21 protein-coding genes are annotated in these 23,040 nt (G+C 60.9%); 9 read left to right on the top strand and 12 right to left on the bottom strand.

What is annotated here, in order from left to right; translation table 11 throughout:
- Positions 1 to 2: 2 nt before the first annotated feature.
- Positions 3 to 935: a pseudouridine-5'-phosphate glycosidase gene (locus V1T76_RS06580; RefSeq protein WP_330559811.1), complete on the top strand. Its 933-nt coding sequence runs from the start codon at positions 3 to 5 to the stop codon at positions 933 to 935.
- Positions 936 to 999: 64 nt separating this feature from the next.
- Here the strand turns inward: V1T76_RS06580 and V1T76_RS06585 are convergent, their stop codons facing one another.
- Positions 1,000 to 3,453: a DUF3772 domain-containing protein gene (locus V1T76_RS06585; protein WP_330559812.1), complete on the bottom strand. Its 2,454-nt coding sequence runs from the start codon at positions 3,451 to 3,453 to the stop codon at positions 1,000 to 1,002.
- A gap of 307 nt (positions 3,454 to 3,760) precedes the next feature.
- Between V1T76_RS06585 and V1T76_RS06590 the strand changes: the two genes are divergently transcribed.
- From V1T76_RS06590 to V1T76_RS06605, 4 genes are all read left to right on the top strand, one after another.
- Positions 3,761 to 4,966 (top strand): cell surface protein, encoded by a 1,206-nt coding sequence (locus V1T76_RS06590; protein WP_330559813.1) that lies wholly within the window; start codon positions 3,761 to 3,763, stop codon positions 4,964 to 4,966.
- A 66-nt stretch (positions 4,967 to 5,032) separates the two neighbouring features.
- Entirely contained in the window at positions 5,033 to 5,959 is a 927-nt protein-coding gene (locus tag V1T76_RS06595; RefSeq protein WP_330559814.1) for a DUF6384 family protein, read from the top strand.
- A gap of 37 nt (positions 5,960 to 5,996) precedes the next feature.
- The gene (locus V1T76_RS06600) at positions 5,997 to 7,475 is read left to right on the top strand and encodes a hypothetical protein (RefSeq protein WP_330559815.1); all 1,479 of its coding nucleotides are present in this window, start codon (positions 5,997 to 5,999) and stop codon (positions 7,473 to 7,475) included.
- A gap of 169 nt (positions 7,476 to 7,644) precedes the next feature.
- Positions 7,645 to 8,139: a hypothetical protein gene (locus V1T76_RS06605; protein ID WP_330559816.1), complete on the top strand. Its 495-nt coding sequence runs from the start codon at positions 7,645 to 7,647 to the stop codon at positions 8,137 to 8,139.
- A 147-nt stretch (positions 8,140 to 8,286) separates the two neighbouring features.
- Here the strand turns inward: V1T76_RS06605 and V1T76_RS06610 are convergent, their stop codons facing one another.
- On the bottom strand, positions 8,287 to 8,715 hold the full coding sequence (locus V1T76_RS06610; protein WP_330559817.1) for a VOC family protein: 429 nt from the start codon (positions 8,713 to 8,715) through the stop codon (positions 8,287 to 8,289).
- Positions 8,716 to 8,856: 141 nt separating this feature from the next.
- Here V1T76_RS06610 and V1T76_RS06615 point away from each other — a divergent pair, with 141 nt between their 5' ends.
- Both V1T76_RS06615 and V1T76_RS06620 read left to right on the top strand, forming a co-directional pair.
- On the top strand, positions 8,857 to 9,468 hold the full coding sequence (locus tag V1T76_RS06615; protein ID WP_330559818.1) for a TetR/AcrR family transcriptional regulator: 612 nt from the start codon (positions 8,857 to 8,859) through the stop codon (positions 9,466 to 9,468).
- 107 nt (positions 9,469 to 9,575) lie between these two features.
- Complete coding sequence (locus V1T76_RS06620) at positions 9,576 to 9,971, top strand: VOC family protein (RefSeq protein ID WP_330559819.1); 396 nt, start codon at positions 9,576 to 9,578, stop codon at positions 9,969 to 9,971.
- Here V1T76_RS06620 and V1T76_RS06625 read toward each other — a convergent pair.
- The 8 genes from V1T76_RS06625 to qhpG form a co-directional block, all read right to left on the bottom strand.
- Positions 9,923 to 10,585, bottom strand: a complete 663-nt coding sequence (locus V1T76_RS06625; protein WP_330559820.1) for a helix-turn-helix domain-containing protein — start codon at positions 10,583 to 10,585, stop codon at positions 9,923 to 9,925. The two genes, V1T76_RS06620 and V1T76_RS06625, sit on opposite strands and share 49 nt — an antisense overlap.
- Positions 10,586 to 10,647: 62 nt before the next feature.
- Positions 10,648 to 11,295, bottom strand: a complete 648-nt coding sequence (locus V1T76_RS06630) for a hypothetical protein (protein WP_330559821.1) — start codon at positions 11,293 to 11,295, stop codon at positions 10,648 to 10,650.
- Entirely contained in the window at positions 11,292 to 13,034 is a 1,743-nt protein-coding gene (locus tag V1T76_RS06635; protein ID WP_330559822.1) for an ABC transporter ATP-binding protein, read from the bottom strand. Before V1T76_RS06635 ends, V1T76_RS06630 begins: the two co-directional genes overlap by 4 nt.
- 74 nt (positions 13,035 to 13,108) lie before the next feature.
- Complete coding sequence (gene peaD / locus V1T76_RS06640; protein WP_330559823.1) at positions 13,109 to 14,200, bottom strand: quinohemoprotein amine dehydrogenase subunit beta; 1,092 nt, start codon at positions 14,198 to 14,200, stop codon at positions 13,109 to 13,111.
- Between the two features lie 36 nt (positions 14,201 to 14,236).
- Positions 14,237 to 14,569, bottom strand: a complete 333-nt coding sequence (gene qhpC, locus V1T76_RS06645) for a quinohemoprotein amine dehydrogenase subunit gamma (RefSeq protein ID WP_006932572.1) — start codon at positions 14,567 to 14,569, stop codon at positions 14,237 to 14,239.
- On the bottom strand, positions 14,566 to 16,002 hold the full coding sequence (peaB, locus tag V1T76_RS06650) for a quinohemoprotein amine dehydrogenase maturation protein (RefSeq protein WP_330559829.1): 1,437 nt from the start codon (positions 16,000 to 16,002) through the stop codon (positions 14,566 to 14,568). Before peaB ends, qhpC begins: the two co-directional genes overlap by 4 nt.
- A gap of 17 nt (positions 16,003 to 16,019) precedes the next feature.
- A complete protein-coding gene (gene peaA / locus V1T76_RS06655; RefSeq protein ID WP_330559830.1) occupies positions 16,020 to 17,585 on the bottom strand; it encodes a quinohemoprotein amine dehydrogenase subunit alpha in 1,566 nt (521 codons plus the stop codon).
- On the bottom strand, positions 17,582 to 18,928 hold the full coding sequence (gene qhpG, locus V1T76_RS06660; protein WP_330559831.1) for a flavin-dependent monooxygenase QhpG: 1,347 nt from the start codon (positions 18,926 to 18,928) through the stop codon (positions 17,582 to 17,584). Before qhpG ends, peaA begins: the two co-directional genes overlap by 4 nt.
- Before the next feature lie 242 nt (positions 18,929 to 19,170).
- On the opposite strand from qhpG, the gene qhpR reads away from it, so the two are divergent.
- Complete coding sequence (qhpR, locus tag V1T76_RS06665; RefSeq protein WP_330559832.1) at positions 19,171 to 20,196, top strand: AraC-like transcriptional regulator QhpR; 1,026 nt, start codon at positions 19,171 to 19,173, stop codon at positions 20,194 to 20,196.
- A gap of 51 nt (positions 20,197 to 20,247) precedes the next feature.
- On the opposite strand, the gene V1T76_RS06670 is transcribed toward qhpR, so the two are convergent.
- Both V1T76_RS06670 and V1T76_RS06675 read right to left on the bottom strand, forming a co-directional pair.
- Positions 20,248 to 21,288: a glutathione S-transferase C-terminal domain-containing protein gene (locus V1T76_RS06670; RefSeq protein WP_330559833.1), complete on the bottom strand. Its 1,041-nt coding sequence runs from the start codon at positions 21,286 to 21,288 to the stop codon at positions 20,248 to 20,250.
- Positions 21,289 to 21,384: 96 nt separating this feature from the next.
- Positions 21,385 to 21,951: a hemerythrin domain-containing protein gene (locus tag V1T76_RS06675; protein ID WP_330559834.1), complete on the bottom strand. Its 567-nt coding sequence runs from the start codon at positions 21,949 to 21,951 to the stop codon at positions 21,385 to 21,387.
- 150 nt (positions 21,952 to 22,101) lie between these two features.
- Between V1T76_RS06675 and V1T76_RS06680 the strand changes: the two genes are divergently transcribed.
- Positions 22,102 to 23,022 carry a LysR family transcriptional regulator gene (locus tag V1T76_RS06680; RefSeq protein ID WP_330559836.1) on the top strand — a complete coding sequence of 307 codons (921 nt, stop codon included), beginning with the start codon at positions 22,102 to 22,104 and terminating at the stop codon, positions 23,020 to 23,022.
- Positions 23,023 to 23,040: the final 18 nt, after the last annotated feature.

A 23,040-nucleotide genomic window follows, 5' to 3' on the forward strand; every position in this document is an offset into this window, starting at 1 on the left:
CCGTGACCACCCCGACATCGCCCTCCTCCATCAAGGATCTGATCGTTTACAGCGATGAAGTGCGCGAGGCTCTTACGAACGGCAAGCCGGTCGTTGCGCTGGAATCGACCATCATCACCCACGGCATGCCGTTCCCGAGGAACGTCGAGACGGCCCGTGACGTGGAGGCCGATATTCGTGCGGAAGGCGCTGTTCCGGCTACGATCGCTCTGATGGACGGCAAGATCATGGTTGGTCTATCCGACACGGATCTCGACCGTCTGGCGCAGGCCAAGGACGTGATGAAGTGTTCGCGTGCCGACCTGACATTCGCCCTTGCCACCGGGCGCTACGGCGCGACCACCGTCGCCGCCACCATGATGGCGGCCCATGCGGCCGGCCTGAAGGTGTTCGCCACCGGCGGCATCGGCGGCGTTCACAAGGGCGCTGAGGAAAGCTTCGATATTTCCGCGGACCTTGATGAACTTGGCCGCACGCCGGTGTGTGTAGTGTCCGCTGGCGCCAAGGCGCTGCTCGACATTCCCAAGACGCTGGAAGTTCTGGAGACCAAGGGTGTGCCGGTCATTGCTTTCGGCACCGAAGAACTGCCGGCGTTCTGGTCACGGGCCAGCGGCCTGAAGGCCCCCTACTCGCTGAATTCGGCAGCTGAAATCGGCACGCTTTTGAAGATGCGGTCGCGCTTTCCGGACCACGGCGGTGTGCTGATCGCCAATCCGGTGCCGGAAACCGACCAGATCCCGCGGGACGAGATGACCGGCTACATCGATGCCGCCATCACTGACGCTTCGGCCAAGGGCATTCGCGGCAAGGAAGTGACCCCCTTCGTTCTCGGCGCGATCCTGGAGTTGACCGGCGGCCGCAGCCTTGACACGAACATTGCCCTGGTGCGCAACAATGCCCGCCTGGCAGCCCGCATTGCCGCGGAACTCGTCTAGGACGGATTGAGTAAAAAGACCTCCGGGCTTTCGGTTACGACCAACCTGAAGCCCGGACCACGCGTCAGGACGGCTTGTCCTCTTCCGGTTGAGAGGCCGGAACCGCCTGCCGGCGCTCCAGCGCCTCGGCCAACTGGTCGAAATCCTTGATATGCAGGTCGCGCTGCGGGAACGGGATCTCGACACCCGCTTTGCCAAGTTCGTTATAGACCGTGAAATAGAGGTCCGACTTGGTCGTCATCACATTGCCGATGTCCTTAAGGAAGCACCGCAATTCGAAGTTCAGCGAGCTGTCGCCCAGCCCGATGAACAGAACCTGCGGTGTCGGATAGCGCGAGATGGTGTTGTTTGCCCGCGCCGCATCGAACAGGATCGACTTCACCTTCTCAAGGTCGCTGCCATAGGCAACGCCGACCGGCAGGATGAGACGCCCGGACTTGTTCGTCAGCGTCATGTTCTTGACCGTTCCGGCGATCAGATCCGAATTCGGGACGATCACGTCATGACGGTCGAAGGTTTCGATGCGTGTCGAGCGGACGGAGATCTTGCGCACATAGCCGGATTGCCCGGACACTTCGATCCAGTCCCCTTCCTTGATCGGCCGTTCGATCAGCAGAATGATGCCGGAGACGAAGTTGGAAACGATGGTCTGCAGACCAAAACCGATACCGACCGACAAGGCACCGGCGACAACCGCAAGGCTGGAGAGGTTGAGCCCTGCCGTCGAGACCGCAATCAGCACCGCCAGCGTAAGCCCGACATACCCAGTGCCCGTGACCAGGGCGTTCTGCGCACCGCTATCCATGCGCGTTTGCGGCAGAACGGTGCTTTTGAGAAGGTTCTGAAGCCAGCGCGTCACCACAACGCCGATGCCGAAAATGGTGACAAGCACGATCAGGGAATCGAGCGACAGGTGAATGTCGCCCAGTTGCACGCCATTCGTCAGCAAGTTCCAGGCTTCGATGATATCCGTGGCACGCGCGCCCCATGTCATCGCGATCAACGGGGCGAAGATCATCGTCAGCACACAGATCAGGCTGAAGGCAGCCAGGATCGGAACAGGCTCGTCCTCCCGCTTGCCGAGCGCCGCTTTCACGATGACCAGCACAAGATGGTAAAGCATGAACCCGAAGCCGAGCTGGGCGACGGTCATGATCACCGGCAGGATCGCCACCCGGGCAAGCTGCACATACCCCAGCATCGTCACGCAAACGGCCAGAACGGCGGAAGCCTTCATCAGCAGGGACAAAAACAGCAGAAAGCCCGACTCCTGCGGCTTCACCGAGCCTTCCTCGGGCTGTTCCGCCGTCTGCTCACTTTCCTGCACCTCCCTTTCGGCAGCATCGCTGAAGCGGATGATGCCGGCCAAAGCCCACAGCATGACAGCGGCAACGGCGATGGGAGTAGCCGACAGCACCGAAATGGCGGCCAGGCCAAAGGCATTGTCCAGCTCGAAGGCCTCGACAGCCACTTCCAGCGCCACGAAGACACCAAGCCCCTGGCAGAGGCGCAATCCGATCTTTGCTTCCCTGTCGCCGAGGTCCAGCAGCCGCCAGCGGCTCTGGCCCGGCGCAAACAGCGTGTGCCCGAGCCAGTTGGCGATGATGATCACCAGCGCCATGGCGGGTATCGCGATCACGGCCGTGCGGACCGAATTGGGATAAATGTCCAAAATCGGGAACACCGCAATTAGCGACACAGCCCCTATAGTCGGCAGCACGATGAAACTGGCGTTATAGAGCAACGCCAGCAGCAATGCCTTGATACCGGTTGCCGGCCGTTCGCAATAGCGCTTCAGCGCACGGGAAATCGGTTGCTGCAGAACGGCCAGAAACAGGATGCCGAACAACGTCAAGGCGAGCGCGAGTGGCAGCGTTTCGTCAAGTTTCTTCGACACGCTGGGGCGCGCCAGTTCGTTTTGCACGTCCCGTTCGAACCGGCTGAAGAACTGACCGATTTCCAGAAACCCGGTCGACCAGGTTGAAGGCGCCAGCGGCGATGGATACCTGTCGAACAGCTTGTCGAGCTGCCTGGTGCGCAGCTGCCTGTCCACCTGACGAATGAAGAACACGGCCTCGTCGTGGATTTCCGCCGCCCGGCGGACAGGGGCATTCGCGATCGCAAGCTCATTGGTAAGCTCCTTGCGCCGCGCGGCGATGACGTCGGCTTCCTCCTGCCCGTCGGCCGGCGGCGGGCCGAGGCTGTTGAGCTGCGCCGCAAGCGCGCTGGCGCGAATGCTGCCGCGCGACATGATCTGGGAATTCGCATCCCGCACGATGACCAGTTGAGACCGAAGCTGGTCGAGGGTTCTTGGCGAAACGCCCCCACCTTCAAGCGCAGTGGCTGCACGTCTGAAAAGATCATCGACATCAGACCGCCGCGTGGCTTCAGCGTTGCTTTCATCGGTCTGCGCCACAACCGTATCCGCTGTCTGGGCCCTTGGTGAAACCGGAGACAGGCCACCAGCAACAGCGGCGGCAAAAACGGCAATCAGAAGAATGCTCTTGAGAAATTTCATAAAGGCGCCAACGAACTTGCTACGGACGGGACTGCGGGACGGCGACTGGCCCTCGCCCGTCGACTCACTGCCATAAGCTTATGCGCGAATTTCGGCAGTTCTTGCACCATAGAAACATATTTGTCGCAAAACCGGCCTAAGCAAAGGGTATGGCAGCTTTTTGCATGCTGCCCGGCTTTGGCCTGAAATGCATGGCAAGCCGTTGACAGAGCGGCGTAAGCCTGCCCTAACATGCAAAATTATGACGTTAACAGGACGTTGCGGCAACAAACCATAAACCGGGCCGCGTCCTTGAAGGAGGTCAAACATGACAGACGCGGCAGCCCCTGAAACCCCGCAGACCCAAACGGCTCCGGCGGGAAGCTTTTCCCCGCTTCAGTATCTCGACCGTGCGCTGTCGACACTCCGCGATATCGGCATCACGCCGGAAAGCGAGCAGGATGCCCCGATCAATGCCCTGCTGGAGCAGATCACGGATCTTTCTCCCGACAAGGTGCTGATCATCACCCGCACACTGGCCCAGGCCTCCAACTTCAACGAGGTTGTCCGTTCGCAGGTTCAGCAGATGGACATCGGTGAACGCTATGAGCAGATCACCGACGCCTTCAATTCCATCCGGGACGACGCCAAGGCCCTGGTCGACCAGTTGGCCGACGGCAAGATCTCCTTCACCGAGAACCTGTCCAACAAGTGGCGCGATTTCCGCCGCGGCACGATATCCGACCGCTTCGACGATATTCGCGGCACCTACAAGGATGTCGCCAAGGCGACGAAAGACCAGATTGAGCGTGAACAGACCATTCTGGAAGCCTATCGGGATTTCCGCGGCGCGCTGAAGCAGGCGGAAGTGACCGCGCTTGAACTCCTGAACATTGCGACCGGAAAACTGGACGCTGCAAAGGCCGCGCTTGAAAGCGCATCTGGCGACGTTGAAGCCTACACGGGCGACGATCCGGCGCAGAAGGCCCGTCTGGAACTGGCGCGCGACGAAAAACTGCGTGAGATGCAGGATGAGGAAAAGCGCTATCAGATCGCGAAAGACCTCTCCGACAATCTCACCATCGGCTACAACACCTCCGAAGTGATCATGGCGCGTCTGGTACAGACCACCAACGCCAAGGAACGTGTCTACGCCCAGTCGGTCAGCTTCTTCTCCACCAATGAATCCGTTCTGACGGCGCTCAACGCCTCCTTCACCGGCTTGCAGGGTCTGCACGAAAGCACGGAAACGCTGAATGCGATGAAGGATGGCATCAACAAGAGCCTGGAAACGCTTGCGGACATCGGCGACGAAGTGCAGAAGAAAGCGCTCGAGGCAGGTTACGGACCAACCGTCGCCGCAGCTTCGGTGAAGAAACTGGTCGACTCCGTCGTCAACTTCCAGGTCCAGTCGCGCGAGATCATTGATGAAATGCGCGAGATGTCGACGAAGAACTCCGAGGAAATCCGCACTGCCGTGGAAGACGGCAAGCGCCGGCTTGCCAAGCTGACCGCCCAGGGCAAGACCCTTTGATCTGACGATAATCCGGCAGGCCGGACCTTCCGGCCCGCCCTCCCTTTTTCAAGAAGACATGCATTCATGGCAAGCAATTCCGACGCCCCGCTCGACGATCTGATGATGGCGATGGACGTGGTCGACACGCTGCGTCATGAAGAAGGACAGGTGGCCCGTGAGCTGAAAAGCGATGAGCGCGATGCGGCCATGGTGGAGCGGCTGCGGCAGGTCTATGCCTCCCAGGGCATCGATGTTCCGGACCATATCCTGAAGGCCGGCGTCGAGGATCTGAAGCGCGATCGCTTTGTCTATTCACCGCCTGCCGCCGGTTTCCAGCGCACCCTGGCGATGATCTATATTTCGCGCGGCACCTGGTCGAAATGGCTGGCAGCTGCCTTTACCGTCGTCATCGTCTGCGTTGCCGCTTGGTATTTCATCGTCAAATTGCCCGCGCAACGCGCGGAAGCAGATTTGCAGGCAAGGCTACAGGCATTGCCGGCAACCTATTCCGAATTGGTCGGGCGGATCGATTCCCTGACCGAAAACACCGACATCGAAGCCACCGCCGAACGCATGGCCAGTGACGGCAACCTTGCCCTGTCGGATGGCGACAACGAGGCAGCCTTCAAGGCAGAGGCCGACTTGCGCGACCTGGCGGGGCGTTTGCAGGAGGTCTTCGAAGTTCGGATCATTTCCCGCGAAGGCGTGCCGACAGGCGTTTCCCGCATTCCCGAATCCAATCCGGACACCGAAAACTACTACATCGTGGTGGAGGCCGTGGACCCGGACGGCAAGATCCTGGACCGCAAGATCCTGTCGGAGGAAAGCAGCGAGGCCGAACTTGTCGACAAATGGGGCCAGCGCGTATCGGAAACCATCTATAACGCCGTTCGCCGGGACAAGATGGAAGACGGCATTGTGCAGAAAGGTGTGCTTGGGCAAAAGCGGCGCGGAGAGCTGGACATCAAATGGCGCAGCGGCGTTCAGGACGGAGCAATTACAAAATGGTAGCTGTTAGGATTGCACCGCCTCACCGGGAGGTACCGGCATGCTGACGGGACGCCAGACCCTGGGCACGATCGAGCAGTCGCTCGCCGATTTGCGCCGGGAAGAAGCCGAACTGAGCAAACGCATCGAGCGGTCGACAAGAGCGCTGACGGACCTGCAGGAACGCCAGAGCGAAGCCTACCGCGACCTTGCCCGCTTCCGTCTTGATACCGACAGCGCCGGCGCATTGAACACCCGGCTTGACAGCGCTGCACGCGAAGCCCGCAAGCTTCTCGACAAGCGCACCGCCGATTACAAGGTACTGACCGAACAGCTTCGCCAGTGCGAAAGCGACCGCAGCCAGCTGCAGAAGAAACGGGTTGAGCTGGACACGGCGCGCGATGCCGCCGAAAACCAGATGGACGAGCTGATGGAGGCCGTCGACGGCCGCCTGGAAGGCGATGCCGCGTATCAGGCGCAGCGCGACAGAACGGAAGCGGCCATTGCCACTGCCGAGGCTGCTGCCGCCAAGGCGGCAACTTCCGAAAAGGACCGCCAGGAAAAGGGAAAGGCCTATGAGGCCGATCCCTTGTTCATGTATCTGTGGCAGCGCGGTTTCGGAACGCCCGCCTATTCGCATCGCGGTCTTGTGCGCTCGCTCGATCGCTGGGTGGCCGGCCTTGTCGGCTTTAACGACGCCCGTGCCAACTTTGCCATGCTGACCAGCATTCCGGATCGAATGGCCCGCCATGCGGAACGCTGTGCGGAAATCGCCCGCGAAGAACAGGACAAGCTCGCCGAATTCAGCCGCAACGCCATGACGGATGCCGCCGGAACGGACCTTGTCGGCACCATCGAAACGCTGAGCGCGGACATCGACCGGATCGACAACGAGCTCGATAATCTGGACCGGCGCATCGAAACGCTTTCTTCCGCGCTTGCCGAATTTTCCAGCGGCGAAGACGCCGACTTTCAGAAAGCTGAGGAGCATCTGTCCGTCTCCCTGCAGGCGGACGATCTCAGCGACCTGTGGCGCGCTGCGCTCGACACGCCCTCGCCCGAAGACGAAAAAATCGTCCAGCGCATCGAGGATCTGAGAGAACGCATTGAGCAGGTTACGCGTGAGATCCGACAGGACCGGGAACTGCAGCGCGATATTGGCCGGCGCAGGGGGGAACTAGCTGACGTCATTAAGCGTTTCCGTTCCAGTGGCTACGGCAGCTGGGAGTCGACCTTCTCTGACGAGAAGCTGACTACCGTCCTTCTGGGCGAACTGGTCAAGGGTGCGATCACAGGTGCCGAATACTGGGCGCGCGCGGAACGTGCGCACAAACGCCGCAAACCGAAGGGGCGTCAGGTGGCGTTCCCGAACGGCTCGGGCCTTCCCAAATCCATGGGAGGTTTTGGGGGCGGGTTCGGCGGCGGCTTCGGCGGCGGTACGGGCAAAAGCTCCGGCAACAGCGGTGGCTTCGGCGGCGGCGGATTTAAAAGCGGTGGTAGTTTTGGTGGCAGCGGTTTCAAGACAGGCGATAGATTCTGACCTCAAACGAGGAAAACCTCCGCCGCCATCCCGCCACAAGGCTTCGTTAGGAGTGTTATGTCAGTTTACTTCCAGAACAGGGCGGCGGTCACAAGCAGTTTTCTTGTACTTTATGAAGACGTGTTCTAGACCGGCTCCAATTATGACCATTTTAACCTTGGGACTGCCCATGCGACGTATCGTTTTATCCGCTTTTTGCGCCCTTGCTGTTGCCGCTTGCCAGTCTGGCTCCTCTCAGCGCCCATCGCAGCCCGATCAGCCGAGACTGAACGTGCCGGCCGGTGCGCAGTCGGTGAAAATCGCGGCCGATCCCGCAAGCGTGCGATCGGCCCTCGTCTCCAGCGCCCAGGAACGCGGCACCGTCGTGCTGCAGGACCAGCCCAACATGGTTGTTCTGGAACGGCCGATGACCGGCCCGAACCCGGCGCTCGATTCAGAATTCGGCCCGTCCGACAACGGCCAGCGCGTGATCCGCATCCGCGTCCGTTTCACCGGCACACCCTGCCAGACGCTGGCTGTCCAGGATCTTGCAGTGATCAACAACGTCCGCACGGCACTTGAGCAAAGCTTCGTCCTGCCGGGCAACCCGAACACGATGCAAAGCCTGCAAGGCCTGAAATCGCGCGCGGAACAGGGCAGCTCCTGTCCGCCTCTGTCTTCGTGAGGGCCAGACCTTCAGTCTTGAAAACGAAAGAGGCGTGGCCGGATCTCCAGCCACGCCTCTTTCGTGCCGGCTTGGACCTCAGCGGATTACAGCAGCGGGCGACATTCCCTCACTCGAGAGACACTCGCCGGCATGACCATGGTCCTGTCATGCAGGCACAGCTGCAGCAGCAAACTGCTTCAGAAACTCTTCGCTGGGCGGGATCGGCTTGATTACGTCGATCAGCACCCCGTTTGGATCGCAGGTGATGAAATGGCGCTGGCCGAACGCCTCGTCCCGCAGAACCTGCAAGACAGGCAGCCCGTTTGCCTGCGCAGTCTCATAAACGGCGTCCACATCCTCGACTTCGAAATTGAGCAGAAGTCCGCCTGCTCCCCGGCCGCGGCCGGCTTCAGGAATGGTTTCGTGGCTCTGATCCAGGATCGCGAGGTTGACGCTTTCGTCTTCCTCCGATTGCAGATGCACGTACCAGTCAGCTTCAAACATCGCCTTGAAGCGGAAATTGTCCCGATAAAACCGGACTGTCTCGGCGACCTTGTCGGTCATGAGAACGGGGTAATACTGTGTGCATTTCATCGTTTCTCTCCTGTTCATCACCAAAACCGGGCGAAAACTGCCTGCTCCTTTTGCGCCTCTGGCAGGTCCCGAGACTTTTCATTCTCAACAAAAAGACATACAGTCTGTATGTAAGAATCAATTAACATACAGGCTGCACGTATGCAAGAAAAAAGCCCGAAGAAAACAGGCGAGCGGCGAACCCAGGCGGAACGGCGCGCCGAAACGCGAAAGGCCCTGCTGGATGCGGCAAGGGCGCTGATCATTGAAAAAGGCTACGCGGAAACCGGAACGCCGGAGATCGTCAAGGCAGCGGACGTCACCCGCGGTGCGCTCTATCATCACTTCGCCGACAAGGCAGACTTGATGCGGGCGCTGGTTCACCAGGAATCGGCAGCAATCGCGGCAGAGATCAACAGCCGGACGAACACCGCCCAGACACCACTTGATGCCTTCATGTCAGGGGCGAGCGCCTATTTCTCGGCCATGTCCGTTGCCGGCCGGGCAAGGATCATGCTGCTGGAGGGACCAACCGTGCTCGGCCTTGCGGAAATGGCGGAGATCGACCGGCAAACCGGCGGCGCAACCCTTCTGGAAGGCCTGCAGCATGCTGCCAGCCACGGCGCTCTGAAAGACGTTCCGCTGGAGCCGTTGGCAGACCTGCTTTCCTCCGCGTTCGACCGCGCGGCCCTCGCCATTGCAAACGGGGGCGACAGGAAAGCCTATGAAACCGCAACCTGCAAACTGCTGGCCGGTCTCCTGGCTGAAGGATGACTGACAGATGACTGGCGGATGATCAGCGTTGATGTCGCGATCGTTCAAGACGGCCAAGCAACAACCACTTAAGGCTGGCGACACACCAACCCCAGCGGGAGACCCATGTGATCCTCAGATACACCATCCTTTATGTCGACAATGTCGTAGCCGCGCTCGACTTCTATGAGAACGCCTTCGGACTGGAGCGGCTGTTCCTCCATGAGTCCGGCGACTATGGCGAGCTTGCAACCGGCGAGACAAAACTCGCCTTTTCCGCCAAGTCGCTGATGAGGCAACTCGGCAAGACACCAGGCACGCCGGACCCAAAGTCACCTGTGTTCGAACTGGCCTTTGAAACGGATGACGTTGCAGGCGCGCTCGCCTGCGCCGTCGACGCCGGTGCAACCAAGCTGCAGGATGCGCGCGAAGAACCCTGGGGCCAGATCACCTCCTATGTGAGCGATCCGTTCGGTTACCTCGTCGAGATCTGCTCGCCTGTCCAGTTGCCAAGTGCCGGTTGAGACAACAGCGACAAGCAATAAGGGTCCCGGCGCAATTGCGCCGGTGACCCGCCGAACCAGCGCTTCAGGTCACGCGTCATATGGGCCTGGTCGCTGAAGCCGCAGGCGGATGCGATCTCCACCAGAGGCAGGTCGGAGGCCAGTAATCCTGCCGCCCTGCGGGCCCGCGCGAGCAGGCGCCAATACTCCGGCGACGGTAGCCCATGCTCCCGGAAGCGCCTCTGCAGTGTGCGCAGCGAAACGCCCGCCTGCTTTGATACATAGTCGACGGTTACCTGCGGCAGCGTCAGGGCAACGATCACGTCGTCCAGATCGTTGGTCTCATCAAGTGCGTTGCCCAGGAGTTCTTCCACCTGCGCGCAATCACGGGCGACAGCCAGAAGAACCTCGTCTGTCACCACGGCCCCCGGGCGCAAGCGGAAGCCTGTAATCCGGGTGCCTTCCGCGAGCTTTGACACGCGCGGTTGAAAATCCAGATCAGTCAGCAGAACCTTTTCCCGTTTGCCCGGCTCGCGCACCACCAGCACGTCGCGGCAACCATCAGGAAAGATCAGCGCATTTTCCGCGCTGTCGTTCCGGTGATGCCATTTTTCAAATCTGACCGTGCCACTCATGAAGGGATCTTTATCAGCTGGTCAGTGCGCATGCGAGGGCTCTCACCCCGCGTCTCTTCCCTTCAGAAACGCTGAACCGCGGCCTCGCGCCGCTCCCGCCCCCGATAGCGCGTGAAAATCTCAAGTCCGTCCACGGCTGCCGTTTCTGAGGTTTGAACAGATTTTGCCAGCAGCCCGGCCAGATGCGCCGCCGCTGCGCTGGCGCCGCGGATATCGCCTCGCCCAAAGGCAGTCGGGCAAGCCCCGAAGGTCGCATGCGGCAGGTCCAGTCGCGAAAGCTCTTCCGGGCCGCAGCGCGCATCGCCCTGCACGGACAGGACACCTTCAAATGCCGCCGGATAGGCATTGCCGCCGCGCGCCGGTGCAGAACCCACAATCCAGCTGCCTGCCTGTTGCAGCCGGGAGACTGCGACGGACAGCTCAACGGTAGAGCGCGCCATACCGAAGGCGCATAGGACGATGTCGGGCGGATTTTCGGCAAGCCAGTGCAAGGCGGCACAGACAGCACCGAGCGAGGTCGAAAGCTGCCCGGGAAACACCACGGCGTTGAACACCTGAACCTCTTTCGCATGGGCGCACAGGGTTTTTGCCATGGCCTCGGCATGGCCAGTCGCAAGGTCCGCGCCATCCGGCCTGCAAAACCATTCCTGCGCCTCCAAACCCGGCCAATCCTGTGGCAAGGCGCCGTCTATCAGCCCGACCCGGATCACGAACCGGCCCCCCTCGCTTTCAACACCAGCTCACCGTCAAAAGCGCCATAGCGTTCCGCATCTCCATGCGTGACGACTAGACGGGTGCGGTCGCCAAATCGGCTATCGATCCGCGCCATGATCCGCGACACCCTCTCCGCATCGACTTCCGACAGGCTTTCGTCGAGGATCAGCACGTTGAACGGTTGCAGCAGGGCCCGGGCGAGACACAGCCGCTGACGCTCGCCGCCCGACAGATCCAGCCCGCCTTCACCCAGTATTGTTTCAAGTCCTTCACCCGCAAACCGGTCTTCCAGTTCCACAAACCGCAGAACGGCCCGCATGTCGTCTTCATCCGCATCGGCCGCTCCCAGACGGAGGTTGTCCGAGACGGTCCCAGAAAACACATGCCCCTTTTGCGGCACCAGCGCGATGACCGCGCGGAGATCGTGCAGCGACAGATGGCGCAGGTCCGTGCCATCCAGCAGGATCGTTCCGGCCTTCGGGTCGTCATGGCGCTGTAGCAGAGACAATAGGGACGTCTTGCCGATGCCGGACGGCCCACTGAGCCGGACTTTCTGCCCCTTGGGCACGATCAGGGAAACATTCTCAAACAGCGGCGTACCGCCGTCCGGTGCATAGGCAACACCTGCCAGCACCATTTCACCGCCATCGGCTGGCAGCCGAACTGGCGATGCCGGTTCCTGGACATCCGGCACGGCGCTCATGATCCGGTCCAGCCGGTCAAGCGCCGCCTTCATGCGGGCCTGTCCGTGCCAGAGCGAGATCAGCGCCTGCATAGGGCCGATCAGAAAGGCCAGATAGGCCGTGAAGGCAATCAGGGATCCGAGCGGCATCGTGCCGTCGATCACCGCCAGCCCGCCGACGAGAAACACAGCGCCGCGCAGGATCGCCGTCAGCACCATCGGCACCGCCCGCGTCACCTCGTTCCACATCTGCGCAGAAAGCAGCGCAGCGACAAGGCCTTGCTGCCGTGTTTCGATCCGCTTTGCCGCCGCGCCAGTCGCATTCAGCGCCCGCAACGCAGAGAGCCCGGTAATCGTCTCCGCAAGCCCGGATGCCAGCACACCGCGCGCGTGCCGCACGTCTCTTGCCTTCGCCTGGGTCACGGACCGGGCACGAGCAAAAAACAACAGTTCCACCGGTGCCAACGCAAGGGCCAGAAGAGCCAGTTTAGGCGCAAGCACAAACAGCATCACAAGACCGCCGATCAGTCTCAGAAGACTGCCGCCGCCGTTCACCAGCACTGCAAAGGTGAATTGCTGAACTTCCCCGGCATCGCCATCCAGGCGGCTCATGAGTTCGCCGATGGATTGTCTCGCCTGCCAGCGGGGCGACTGGGCAAGGATCTGATCAACCGCGGACCGGCGCAGATCCTTCAGCAGTCTTGCCGAAAATCGCAGGTGCAGCAGGGAATTGAGTGCGCCCAGCGCCAAGGCGACCAGTCCGACACCAAACAGCACGGCCACAAACACGACAAGCGCCTGCTTGTCCCCAGCCATAAGGCCCCGGTCGATGACAAGCTTGGTGAGGTAAGGCGGCACAAGGGCGGCACCTGCCGCCACCAAGGACAGCAGGAACAGCATTGCCAGCGGCCAGCGATAGGGCGCGACCAGCGGCACCAGCCACGCCGCCTCGCGGCTGCCGAAGACCCGGTTAAACAGGCCACGCAGCAGTGAAGGCCGGGACGATACGGTCCCGGCCCGGTCTGCTCCTTGCAAGGAAACTGCCTGTTTCATCCGTGTTCCTTGTCTGCAACCTTGCCACTGTCATCCCCATAAAAGCGGGGACCTGGCAGGCTCGGTTCTCTCTCCTAACTTCCGGTGCTGATCACCTGCATCGTACCGGCAGCCATGTCGCCGCCCGAAGGCAGGAGAATTTCACCGATACGTTCCAGGGTCTCTGCATCGTAGACGCCAATGTCGTCATTGGTGCCGCCGACATAGATCTCCTTGCCGTCGGACGAGATGTTCACACAGTAATAGGTGTGTGGCAGGTCGACCCGCTTGATCAGCTCTTTCTTCTCGACATCATGCTTGGAAAGCTGGGTGTAGACACCGTAAAGCTTGCTCTTGTCGTTTGGATCACGAACAGCGGAGAACATGATCACTTCCAGGCTGGCGAAATCCTGGATATCGCTTTCCCCAGTCGTCAGATCGACCGACTGGTACCCCCAGACGAAATCGGCAATCTCGCTCATCGACTCGTCGGTGAACTTGGCGGCCGAATAGAGCAGCAGGAACTCGTCTGCCTGCGTGCCGATGGGCCAGAAGGCAAGGACGTCCGGCGGAGAATAGGTCGGCCGGTCCCAGGTGGCATTCTTGATCTTGATCGAGATCTCGCCCGTCTTCGGGTCAATGGCATAAATCTCGTGCCCGGCGGCATAGAGCATCCCGTCCCGACCGGTCGCCATAACCGTCATGCGGCGCGGGCTTGGAAACGTGCGGGCCGGCTTGGCGTCAAGGCCGGCCGAAGTGTCATAAACAGCAATTTCCGGCTCCAGAATCTCGTAGCGGTCGGCGAGCAGCCGCACGGGATTTCGCACCGTGTAGACCTCCTTGCCATCCTTGGAAACGGCCAGGGAGGCAATCGTCTTGCGCCGGATGTCGCCGTCGGACTGATGTGCGGAGAAGACCATCTCGCAGGTGGACAGGTCGATACCGAACACGTCCTCCCAGCGATTGCCGAGGATATAGGCGATCTTGTTGTCCGGCGACACGACGATGACACCGGGGATCAGGTTGAAGTCGAGTTTGCAGTCGGTCTCTATCGTCCGTGCCTTAGCGTCGATCACGTAAAGCCGGTCGGGCTTTGCGGCCGTGACGATCAGGTCCTTGGCGAGGGCCGGCAGAGCGGTAAGGCTCAGGGCCAGGGCTGCGCTTGCCGCAGCAATCAGGTTTCGCATCGGGTTTCTCCGAATATCTTGTAAGGCGTCTGCCGGTCAGGTTTCGCTGTCGGACGGGAAAACCGTGCCGAGCGAGCGCCAGTCCTTGCCGGCGTTGTCGGCATCGGCGTTCCAGTCGCGATAGGAATTGATCGTGTCCGGCACCTGGGCCGGCCACCAGCATGGGTCCGAGCAGCCGTAGAGATCGGCCTCCATCGGCTGGCACAGGGCGGCGACACCGCCAAACGGGTCGACTTCCCAGCCGGGATCGAGGGTCGATGTGCAGCCGACCACAACAGTCTGCATGGCCCGCACTTCATCCATCTTGTCGGTTTCGACCGCAGTGACGACGCGGTCGGCTTTCTGGTTCAGGGGTTTCAAGTGTCTCATTTGCCAAATGCCCTCCGAGGCATGATGTGATCCGAAAAGAAAGCCGGTGCGCCGGCGATCAACTCGCCATAGACGCCGATGCCGAAATCCACCCAGTCGCGCATGAGGTCGCAATAGTGGTAGGTCGGCTTCATCGGATCGGAGAAATGGGCGTAGCTCTCGTGGTAACAGCCGCCCGCGCAGATGTTGCGGATGCGGCAGGTGGAGCAGCCCTTGTCGGTACGGTCGGCCCGGTCCTCGATGAAACGGGCCAGCTTCTGCTTTTCAATGCCGCCATCAACCGTGCCATAGGTCTCCATGTCCGAGCCGGTGAACCGGTGGCAGAGATTGAGCCCGCCCTCGTGATCGACCGCCAGCATGCCGAGCCCTGCCCCGCAAGGCAGAGCTTTTGACCGGCCTTCGTAAAGGTCGTTCATGAGCTGGTGCATGTTGGAAAAGCCGATGTTGCGGCCCAGAAGCGCTTCATCGCGGTAGTGCCGCCCGAGCCGTTTCATCTCGTCGAACACCGTCTGCAACTCGTCACCGGTTAGATTGAACGGCGCGATGGGACCGGAGGTCACCGGCGAGAAGCCGACTTCATGAAAGCCGATCTCGTTTTTCAGGTGATCCCAGATCTCGTAGACCGCCGTGACGCCATGGGTCAGCGTCACCCGCCCGCCGACCGGGCGGGAGGTGTAGCGTTCCAGCAACATCTTTGTCTTGGAGGCTACGACATTGTAGGTGCCTTTGCCGCCGACAGTCTTGCGGTTCTTGTCGTGAAGCGCCTTCGGCCCGTCCATCGAAACGGTCAGACCGAACCGGTGCGCGTTGAGCCAGTCGACGATCTCCTCGGTCAGAAGCGTCGCGTTGGTTGTCAGGGTAAAGTCGACGCGCTTGCCCAGATTGCCGAAACGGTCTTCCGCATAGGCAACGACTTCCTTGATCAGGGCCAGGTTGCTGAGCGGTTCGCCGCCAAAGAAGACAACATTGTAGCTGTCCCGGTCGGGGCTTTCCGCCAGCAGCAGTTCGATCGAGCGTTTCGCCGTCTCGAAGGCCATCCGCCGGCCCTTGGACGGTGTATCCAGATCTTCCTTGTAACAGTAGGTGCAGGAAAGATTGCAGCCCGTGTTGACGTTGAGAACAATCGTCGTCAGCGGAAAGTTCTGGATATGGATCGGCGGCCGCTCCGCCCTTGGCGGGCGGCCGTCGGTGATGATGTCGAGATCGAGAAACGAACGGATCCGCTCTGTCACCTCGACCGGATCTACCCGGCCGCTGAACCGCTCCCGGACATCGGCTTCTGACACCTTCGTCCGGTCGCTGAAGAGATCGATCACGTCGTTGTCGAGCCGGTCGATCTCGAACAGAGATGTCGTCGGCACATGGAAAAGCAGGTGGCGCCCGTCCACTTCGACCCGATGCGCGTTCTGCGGCTGAAAAAAGAGATATCCCATGGTTTCAAACTCCTGTTTCAGCGGATCGGGGGATCGTTCCAGCGCTGCACCGTGACGATGAGCTGACCTTCACCGGTCGCCTCGCCGCTGGTTGCCAGCACCTTCAGATTGCCCGCATTGTTGGTGGAGAAGGGACGCTCGGGATTGGGACCCGCAACGGCAGGCATGAAGATGCCAAGCGTTTCGTCCATCGACCCTGCGTATTCGGTGTCTTTCAGGTGCTCTGCCTCTTCGTTGAAGGGCGCGAGCGACCAGGTGGCCGGCACGGAGCCGATGCGGATATCGTCCTCCGTCCCTGGTTGGCCGTCCGGCCCGTTCCAGTAGCCGACAGCGTCGAAGCGCGCCGGAACCTTCCCGGCAGAGCCGCCACCGCCACCGACACGGGCAACAGCAAAGGCCGGTTCCACTTTCAGGCTGTCGATGTGGCTGTAGACCGCAAGCGTGTCTTCAGTGGCCGCATCCCCTGCCGCAATCGTGACCAGGCCGTCGGTATCTGCCGCAGGCGCCACGTCGATAACAGCGCCATAGGCGTTGGCTTCACCGCCGGTGACTTCCAGCGCACCACTGAGGGCGACTTCGCCAAGCCCGGTGCCGACGATCTGGACCTTTGCGCTGCTGCCAGCAGGAACAATGGAAGGCACCACGCCGACAATGGCGGGGTCACCACCTGCCCTGGCCGCCTTGAAGGAGCCTCCGAGGCTATCTTCGGCATGCAGGAACTGACGGCCGATCAGGCTGCTGCCATCTTCCGAAATTGCCAGGATCTGCCGGTATTTCTCGCCGCCAATGTCGAGATTGGCGCGCCATTCGTAGCCGGTATAGACGTTCAGCTTACCCTCAAGGGTCAGCTCCTCCCCGTCGACGGTCATCAAGGTGCCGGACACCGAATAGGGCTGGCTGTCGCCGGTAACCTCAAGCGCACCATAGGCGTCGCCCTTTTCCGGCAGGCTGGTTGCAAACACCCATCTGCCGGTGGCCTGCGGCTTTTGTGCCTCCAGCCATTTGTTCCAGGCATCTGTCTCCAGCGGATAGCGCTCTGCCAGAAGCGGTACAACTTCCTCGCGGGCCAGTTTCAGCCATTCCCGGTCGCGGGCAAGGGCCTGATATTCCAGGGTTGGCCATTGGCCGAGGTGGAAATCGATATGCAGGGCCCATTCTTCCGGTGTCCGCCGCTGAAGTTTGAACCGGGCCGCCGAATGGCAACGGGCGCACATTTCGCCAAGTGGGGCCTCCACCTCTTCCATATGTGCCGGTTCGCGTTCCAGAACGTACCGCAGCCCTTCGGTCTCGCTTGGGGCAAGGCCTTGCGTATCGGCAAGATAGTGCACCAGCTCGCTCTGAACGGCAGGATCGATTTCCATGCCGTGGAAGAGCCGCATGCGCACGATGGTCATCAGCCAGCCTTCGGGCGTCTTGCGCTGGCCGCTGATACGGCTGAGAGCGCCGCTGTCATCTGCCATGTGACAGCCGCTGCAATTTTCTTCCAGAAGCTTGGCACCGTCCTGCGCCCCCGCCGGAAGAGGCAGCAGAAGCATGAGCCCGGCAAGGCCGGCCAGATGCCCCTTTCGCATTCGTTTGATCATGCTGTTTCCCTCGTTTTGGTCTGGTAGTGTTGCGTGCGGCTCAGCGAGCCTTGCAGAAGTCCGCGGCTCTCAAGCCAACCGAAGGCGGCCTTGAGCGCGGGAGACGGCGCGCACGGCGGCGGCTGTGCCATGGCGGAAGACGGAAAGAACGGCTTGAGATCGCCAACCGGGATGCCCGCGACATAGGCAACACCGCCGGGATCCTGCGGCGTCACCAAAACGTCCCGTTCAACCAACCGGTTGTTGTCGACGACAACGCGCTGCTGCAGGAAGGTTTCGGACACGCTCGGATGGGATGGTGCGTCGTCCGGCCAACAGACCCGCTCCATCCAGAAAGGATTGCCCGAAAGGCGCGTTTCCAGCCGGTAGAAGTCACGGCCGGTGCGTGCCTGACGCCAGAAGGTTTCCACCACACGGTCGCGGTAAAACCGGGCCGCAAGCCGCTGCCCCTCTTCCGGATTTTCGAGGATAGTCAACACGCTCGGCACCGCAGACAGTGCAGAGGAAAGGGCCCAGAACAGCCCGTGACCGGACAAGGGGTCGATCGCAACCGCTGCATCGCCAACCGGAATGACCGGAAGCTGCAATCGAGGAGCTGCCAGAACCAGACCGGCAGCCCGGGCGATCAACGGCCCCCGGAAGGAAAGATCTGAGAACCGTCCGGCAAGTTGTTCCTGGGCAAGAAATCGGGCCATCCGGTCCTGCAAGGCCGCTTGACCGGAGCCGGAGAGATCCTCCGCTGCGATGGAAATCTGCAGCCAGCGGCCAAAATCCGGATCTTCCGCCACCCAGAGCCAGCCCTGCGGTGTCGCTTCCACGTGGGTACCGGCAACACCTGCAGTTCCCTGTGTCAGCCCTGCAATTGCTAGGGTTTGCGGACCCTTGAGGCGCTGGGCGGATGTGGCTTGCCGCCCGCGCGCGTCGATCAGCAGCCGTGCACTGACCTCCTCCCCGGTGGAAAGCTTCAAGAGCACGCCCCGCTGGGCGTCGGATTTCAGAAGCCGGCCGAGACGCGCCCGCCGGGTTTGAGCTCCGGCTTCAAGGGCTGCACGCCTCAAGGCTTCATCGAAGACATGACGGCGGACCAGCCGCTCGCCATTGGCCGTGCCTGTGAGGCCCGCCCATGTCACATAACGGGGTAAAGGATTGCTGGCAGCCGCCAGGGCTTCATCGAGTCCCTTGGCTACGAGAAGCTGCGCCACCCGCTCGCCAAGGCCTTCCAGCCTGGGACGGCAGGTTGCCGGGTCGATCAGGAGCACGCTGAGCCCGGCACGAGCCAGCTCACGCGCTGTGAAGGCACCAGCGGGTCCACCGCCGGCCACTGCCACATCGATGCAGGTCACCAAATCTGTTCCCTCGTCCGGACGCCCAAGTTTTCAAGGTGCTGAACCGGATCTCTCTGTGCCTGCCATTAGAGAGAGGGCTTTTGCGTACTTCTCGACAATTTTGGCCAATCTTTGCGACGACCTTGAAATCCCGTGAGCCTCAATTGCAACAGCTCCAGAACTCTGCTGTACTTGCTGCTTCCACTTGGCGTCACCTGCGTCAGGTGGGCCAAGCGGGGCTTTCGGGAGAGGCGGGGGTCATGCCAAGAGGTGCAACGATCATCTCAGGTGCCTTGAGCGGTCTGCAGGCAATGCTGATCGACAAGGGCCTGGAGCCAGCGGCTCTGGGACGCCAGAGCGGCGTGCCGGTTGACGCCTGGCAGGATACGCAAGTCGAAATTCCACTGTATTCCTTTGTAGAGATTTACGAGCACGGGGCGGCGATGCTCGGTCAACCGGGTATCGGCTGGCAATCCGGCCCCAGGTTGAACCTGCAAGACCTTGGCGAACTTGGCGACGCGCTTCTGACCGCATCCACTGTCGGCTCCGCCTTAAGGACGTTCGAACGCTTCATAAAATTCATCCAGAGCGAAACGGATCTCCAGCTCACCGTCGAAGAGGGTGTCGCAACACTCACCTACCGCATCCTCAACCCGGATATCTGGCCGCGCAGGCAGGATGCCGAATTCACGCTGTCCGTGCTGACGGAACTCATTCGGCGGGGGGCTGGCGCCGACTGGCAGCCGGACCTGATCTGCTTCGAACACACCGCCGCGCGCCCGCTTTCCATCTGGGCGGAAACCGCAGGCAGTTTCTGCCTCTTTGACTGTGAAACGAATGCGCTCAGTTTTCCTGAAAAGGTTCTGAGCGCACCAATGCCGCGCGACACCTGCGGCGGGCATCGCAATGCCCTTGCCAGTTTGAGCCAGGCTCTTGCGAGTAGAGCTCGACCCAAGTCTTTGACCGCCCGCACCCGCACGGCCATCTACGAAGGGCTTGGCACCGGATCTTCCGATCAGGAGGCCGTGGCCCGACGGCTTGGCCTCTCCCGCCGCAGCCTGCACCGGCACCTTGGAGAGGAAGGCCTGCGCTTTTCCACCCTTCTGGACGACTGTCGCTATCGTATCGCACGCCACGCCCTTGTCGACACCAGTCACTCACTGGCGCAGATCGCCTTCGAGCTGGACTACTCCGACCAGACCGCCTTCGAGCGGGCGTTCAAGCGCAAGACCGGCATGACGCCGAAACAGTACAGGCAAAGCTATGGGCGAACGCCAACGCGCTAGCAAGTCTTCTGCGAGATTGACCCAAAGCGTGCGCGCCCTGCCTCAGCCCCGTTACTGCTGCTCTGCAAGTTCGGGATGACCATAGGCTTGCGGATAGGGCATCGGCCGGAAAGGCCCCAGCGGTACGACGTTGTTCCACGACCGGCCGAAATAACCCTGTCTGCAATGGATCAGTGACGAACTCTCGGCAACACCCGGCAGGGCATGCACCCGGCACAGCCAACGCCACAGATTTGGATAGTCCAGAATGCGGGCCCCGTTCAGCTTCATGCGCACGAAATAGACCGGATCGTGCCGGTAAAGCGTCGGGAACAGCCTCAGGTCGGCTTCAGTGAATCTGTCGCCGGTCAGAAACGGTCTACCATCGGCACCAAGCCGATCCTCCAGTTCTGCCAGCTGGGTGAAATACCCCTCGTAAGCCGCCGCATAGACACTCTGATCGGATGAAAATCCAGCCTTGTAGGCGCCATTGTTGATCCGCGTATAGATCGCTTCGTTCAAGGCATCGATCTGCGCCTGCAGATCTTCATCGTCCGGATAAAGGTCAGGCCGCGCTTCCTGGGCAATCGTGCTGCCCAGCGCCCCGGCATGCGCGTTCAACATGCGAATGATCTCGGCGCTTTCATTGTTGACGATTCGCTTTTGCTTCTTGTCGTAGAGAACCGGGACGGATCGTTCATCTGACCCTTCTGCCTGGTAGATCTGTTTCACCAGCCGCAGCCCCTCCCCCGTCGCCGTTTCCTCCGTGCATTCCGGCAAGGGTTCACCTGTCAGGCTGGCCACTCTTTCAGGATTGAATTCCCAGAGGTTCTCACCTGCCGGGTCGTCTTTTTCCGTCCGCCCCGGAAAGGCAACATCCATGGAAACACCGGACTGAAGCCCGAGGACGTTTCGCGTAAGCGTCACACGGTGACACCAGGGGCAGTTGAGCGCGACGAAGAGATGATAGCGCCCGGTTTCTGCCGGAAAATCCGCATCGCCGATGGCAGAGCGAAACCCGCTGACACCGCGAACGAATTCCCCTTGCGCACGTCGGTCGGCAGCATCAGTCTGGTTTTCTTCCTTCGACAAGTCGGCAGTCGGCTTGGGCATCGTCTTTCTCCGGGTCATTCCGTCATCGTTTATGGGGCTCCCCCCTGAAACCAGCACACGGCCGGAAGCAAAACCGCGCCCGGCCGTGTGTTGCAGCTATCCGCGCAGGCGATGGTGAAGAATGATTGGCACTGCCAACTCCTCTTCATCGCTCAGGTGGCGCGACAGCAGTTTTTCTATCGTCTCGGTTACCGGCTGCAGCTTTCCAGCCTCCTCGCGCGCCTGCGCTTCGTCAAGCTGGACCAGCTTGATCGCGCGGTTGGCGGTTCGTGAGAAGCCGAACAACATCGTGTCCAGCGCTTCGTGGTCCTTTTCTAGGATCTCCAATCCCTTCTCGAAACGCGGGTCGGCCTCGCAGAGTTCCGGAAAGTATCTCTTGTCTTCCCAGGTGTGGTGGCCGTGGAGATTGCGCACCAGAAGGTCGCCATAGCGAGACAGTCTGGCTGCAAAAGCGTCCGGATCTCTCAGCTTCTCCAGATAGGCCTGCGTTTCGAGGTGCACCAGTTCCGCCAACTGCCGGAACATCACATGTGCCCCCAGCCAGTTGCTGGTTTTCTCCTTGAAGCCTGGATGAGCTTCCCAGGTATCGCGCGGATACGCATCCAGCAGAATGCGCATGTCCGCGGGCATTGCCGTGGTGCGAATGTCAATCTCTGCGTTCATGGCGTTTCCAATCTGCTTTTGAGCGGGCAAGATCGTAGGTCACCCGTGGTGAAATGGGCCAGCACTTCAGGTTCTCCAACAGATAGGAAGTTGCAAATTTCATAACCAGATATCAAAATCAGGACCTGTCGTTCTGATTTGGAGAACAATATGGGTCAAATGGAAGACCTGCGGCTGTTCGTTCAGGTGGTTGCCAGCGGCAGCATTTCGAAGGCTGCTGCGGAACTCGGCATCGCAAAATCAGCGGTCAGCCGCCGCCTGTCGCTGCTGGAAGATCGCTATGGGACCCGGCTGGTCGATCGCTCTCCCGGCTACTGGAACCTGACCGAACCCGGACGCGAACTTTTTCAGCGTGCGAGCCGCGTTGTCAGCGATGCCGACGAAATCGAGGACGATTTCCTGAGCAGCGGGACCGCGCCTTCCGGGCCCCTGTCGATCTCAATCCCGAGGGATTTCGGCCACGGCTTCCTCAACACGGCGCTGATCGACTTCCAGGCCCGGCACCCGGACATCCAGCTAACCGTCGATTTCGATGACCGGCTGGTCGATCTTGCCAGAGAAAACTATGACTTTGCGATCCGCATCACCGAAACGCGGCCCGAAGATGCCATCACGATGAAACTGGGCACCGTGGAGCATTGCCTCTTTGCCAGCCCAGACTACCTGCGCGGCCATCCCGCACCGCAATCGATCGAAGATCTGCTGAAGCATCGGCTACTTCATTTCGGCTGGGCACGCCGGACTGTCTGGGAGTTCCAGACGCAAAAGGGCAAGCGCCAGCGACTTGAGTTTCAGCCCGCCCTCAATTCCAACAGCGGGACGTTCCTGCTGGACGCAACTATTCAGGGACATGGCATCAGCCGGCTGCCGGATTTTATCGTGACGCAGGCACTTGCTGCCGGAAAGCTGGTACCCCTGTTACCGGAGATCGCTGTGCCGGCATGGGGCATCTATCTGCTCCATGCCCGGGAACGCCGCCTCAACCGTCGCATGCGCCTGTTTGCCGAAGACATTCGGGCAGCATGTCTTTCCGGCCTCGGCAATGACCTGCAAGCCGCTGCCCAAAGTTGAAATCCGGGCAGCGAAGGC

Origin of the sequence: Roseibium sp. FZY0029, from assembly GCF_036350355.1 — a bacterium.
Lineage (GTDB): Bacteria > Pseudomonadota > Alphaproteobacteria > Rhizobiales > Stappiaceae > Roseibium.

Bases quoted from the DNA above. Each gene is read 5' to 3' on its own strand.
- V1T76_RS06585 (WP_330559812.1), bottom strand. From the start codon at position 3,453: ATGAAATTTCTCAAGAGCATTCTTCTGATTGCCGTTTTTGCCGCCGCT.
- V1T76_RS06590 (WP_330559813.1), top strand. From the start codon at position 3,761: ATGACAGACGCGGCAGCCCCTGAAACCCCGCAGACCCAAACGGCTCCG.
- V1T76_RS06595 (WP_330559814.1), top strand. From the start codon at position 5,033: ATGGCAAGCAATTCCGACGCCCCGCTCGACGATCTGATGATGGCGATG.
- V1T76_RS06600 (WP_330559815.1), top strand. From the start codon at position 5,997: ATGCTGACGGGACGCCAGACCCTGGGCACGATCGAGCAGTCGCTCGCC.
- V1T76_RS06605 (WP_330559816.1), top strand. From the start codon at position 7,645: ATGCGACGTATCGTTTTATCCGCTTTTTGCGCCCTTGCTGTTGCCGCT.
- V1T76_RS06610 (WP_330559817.1), bottom strand. From the start codon at position 8,715: ATGAAATGCACACAGTATTACCCCGTTCTCATGACCGACAAGGTCGCC.
- V1T76_RS06615 (WP_330559818.1), top strand. From the start codon at position 8,857: ATGCAAGAAAAAAGCCCGAAGAAAACAGGCGAGCGGCGAACCCAGGCG.
- V1T76_RS06625 (WP_330559820.1), bottom strand. From the start codon at position 10,585: ATGAGTGGCACGGTCAGATTTGAAAAATGGCATCACCGGAACGACAGC.
- V1T76_RS06635 (WP_330559822.1), bottom strand. From the start codon at position 13,034: ATGAAACAGGCAGTTTCCTTGCAAGGAGCAGACCGGGCCGGGACCGTA.
- peaD (WP_330559823.1), bottom strand. From the start codon at position 14,200: ATGCGAAACCTGATTGCTGCGGCAAGCGCAGCCCTGGCCCTGAGCCTT.
- qhpC (WP_006932572.1), bottom strand. From the start codon at position 14,569: ATGAGACACTTGAAACCCCTGAACCAGAAAGCCGACCGCGTCGTCACT.
- peaB (WP_330559829.1), bottom strand. From the start codon at position 16,002: ATGGGATATCTCTTTTTTCAGCCGCAGAACGCGCATCGGGTCGAAGTG.
- peaA (WP_330559830.1), bottom strand. From the start codon at position 17,585: ATGATCAAACGAATGCGAAAGGGGCATCTGGCCGGCCTTGCCGGGCTC.
- qhpR (WP_330559832.1), top strand. From the start codon at position 19,171: ATGCCAAGAGGTGCAACGATCATCTCAGGTGCCTTGAGCGGTCTGCAG.
- V1T76_RS06670 (WP_330559833.1), bottom strand. From the start codon at position 21,288: ATGCCCAAGCCGACTGCCGACTTGTCGAAGGAAGAAAACCAGACTGAT.
- V1T76_RS06675 (WP_330559834.1), bottom strand. From the start codon at position 21,951: ATGAACGCAGAGATTGACATTCGCACCACGGCAATGCCCGCGGACATG.
- V1T76_RS06680 (WP_330559836.1), top strand. From the start codon at position 22,102: ATGGGTCAAATGGAAGACCTGCGGCTGTTCGTTCAGGTGGTTGCCAGC.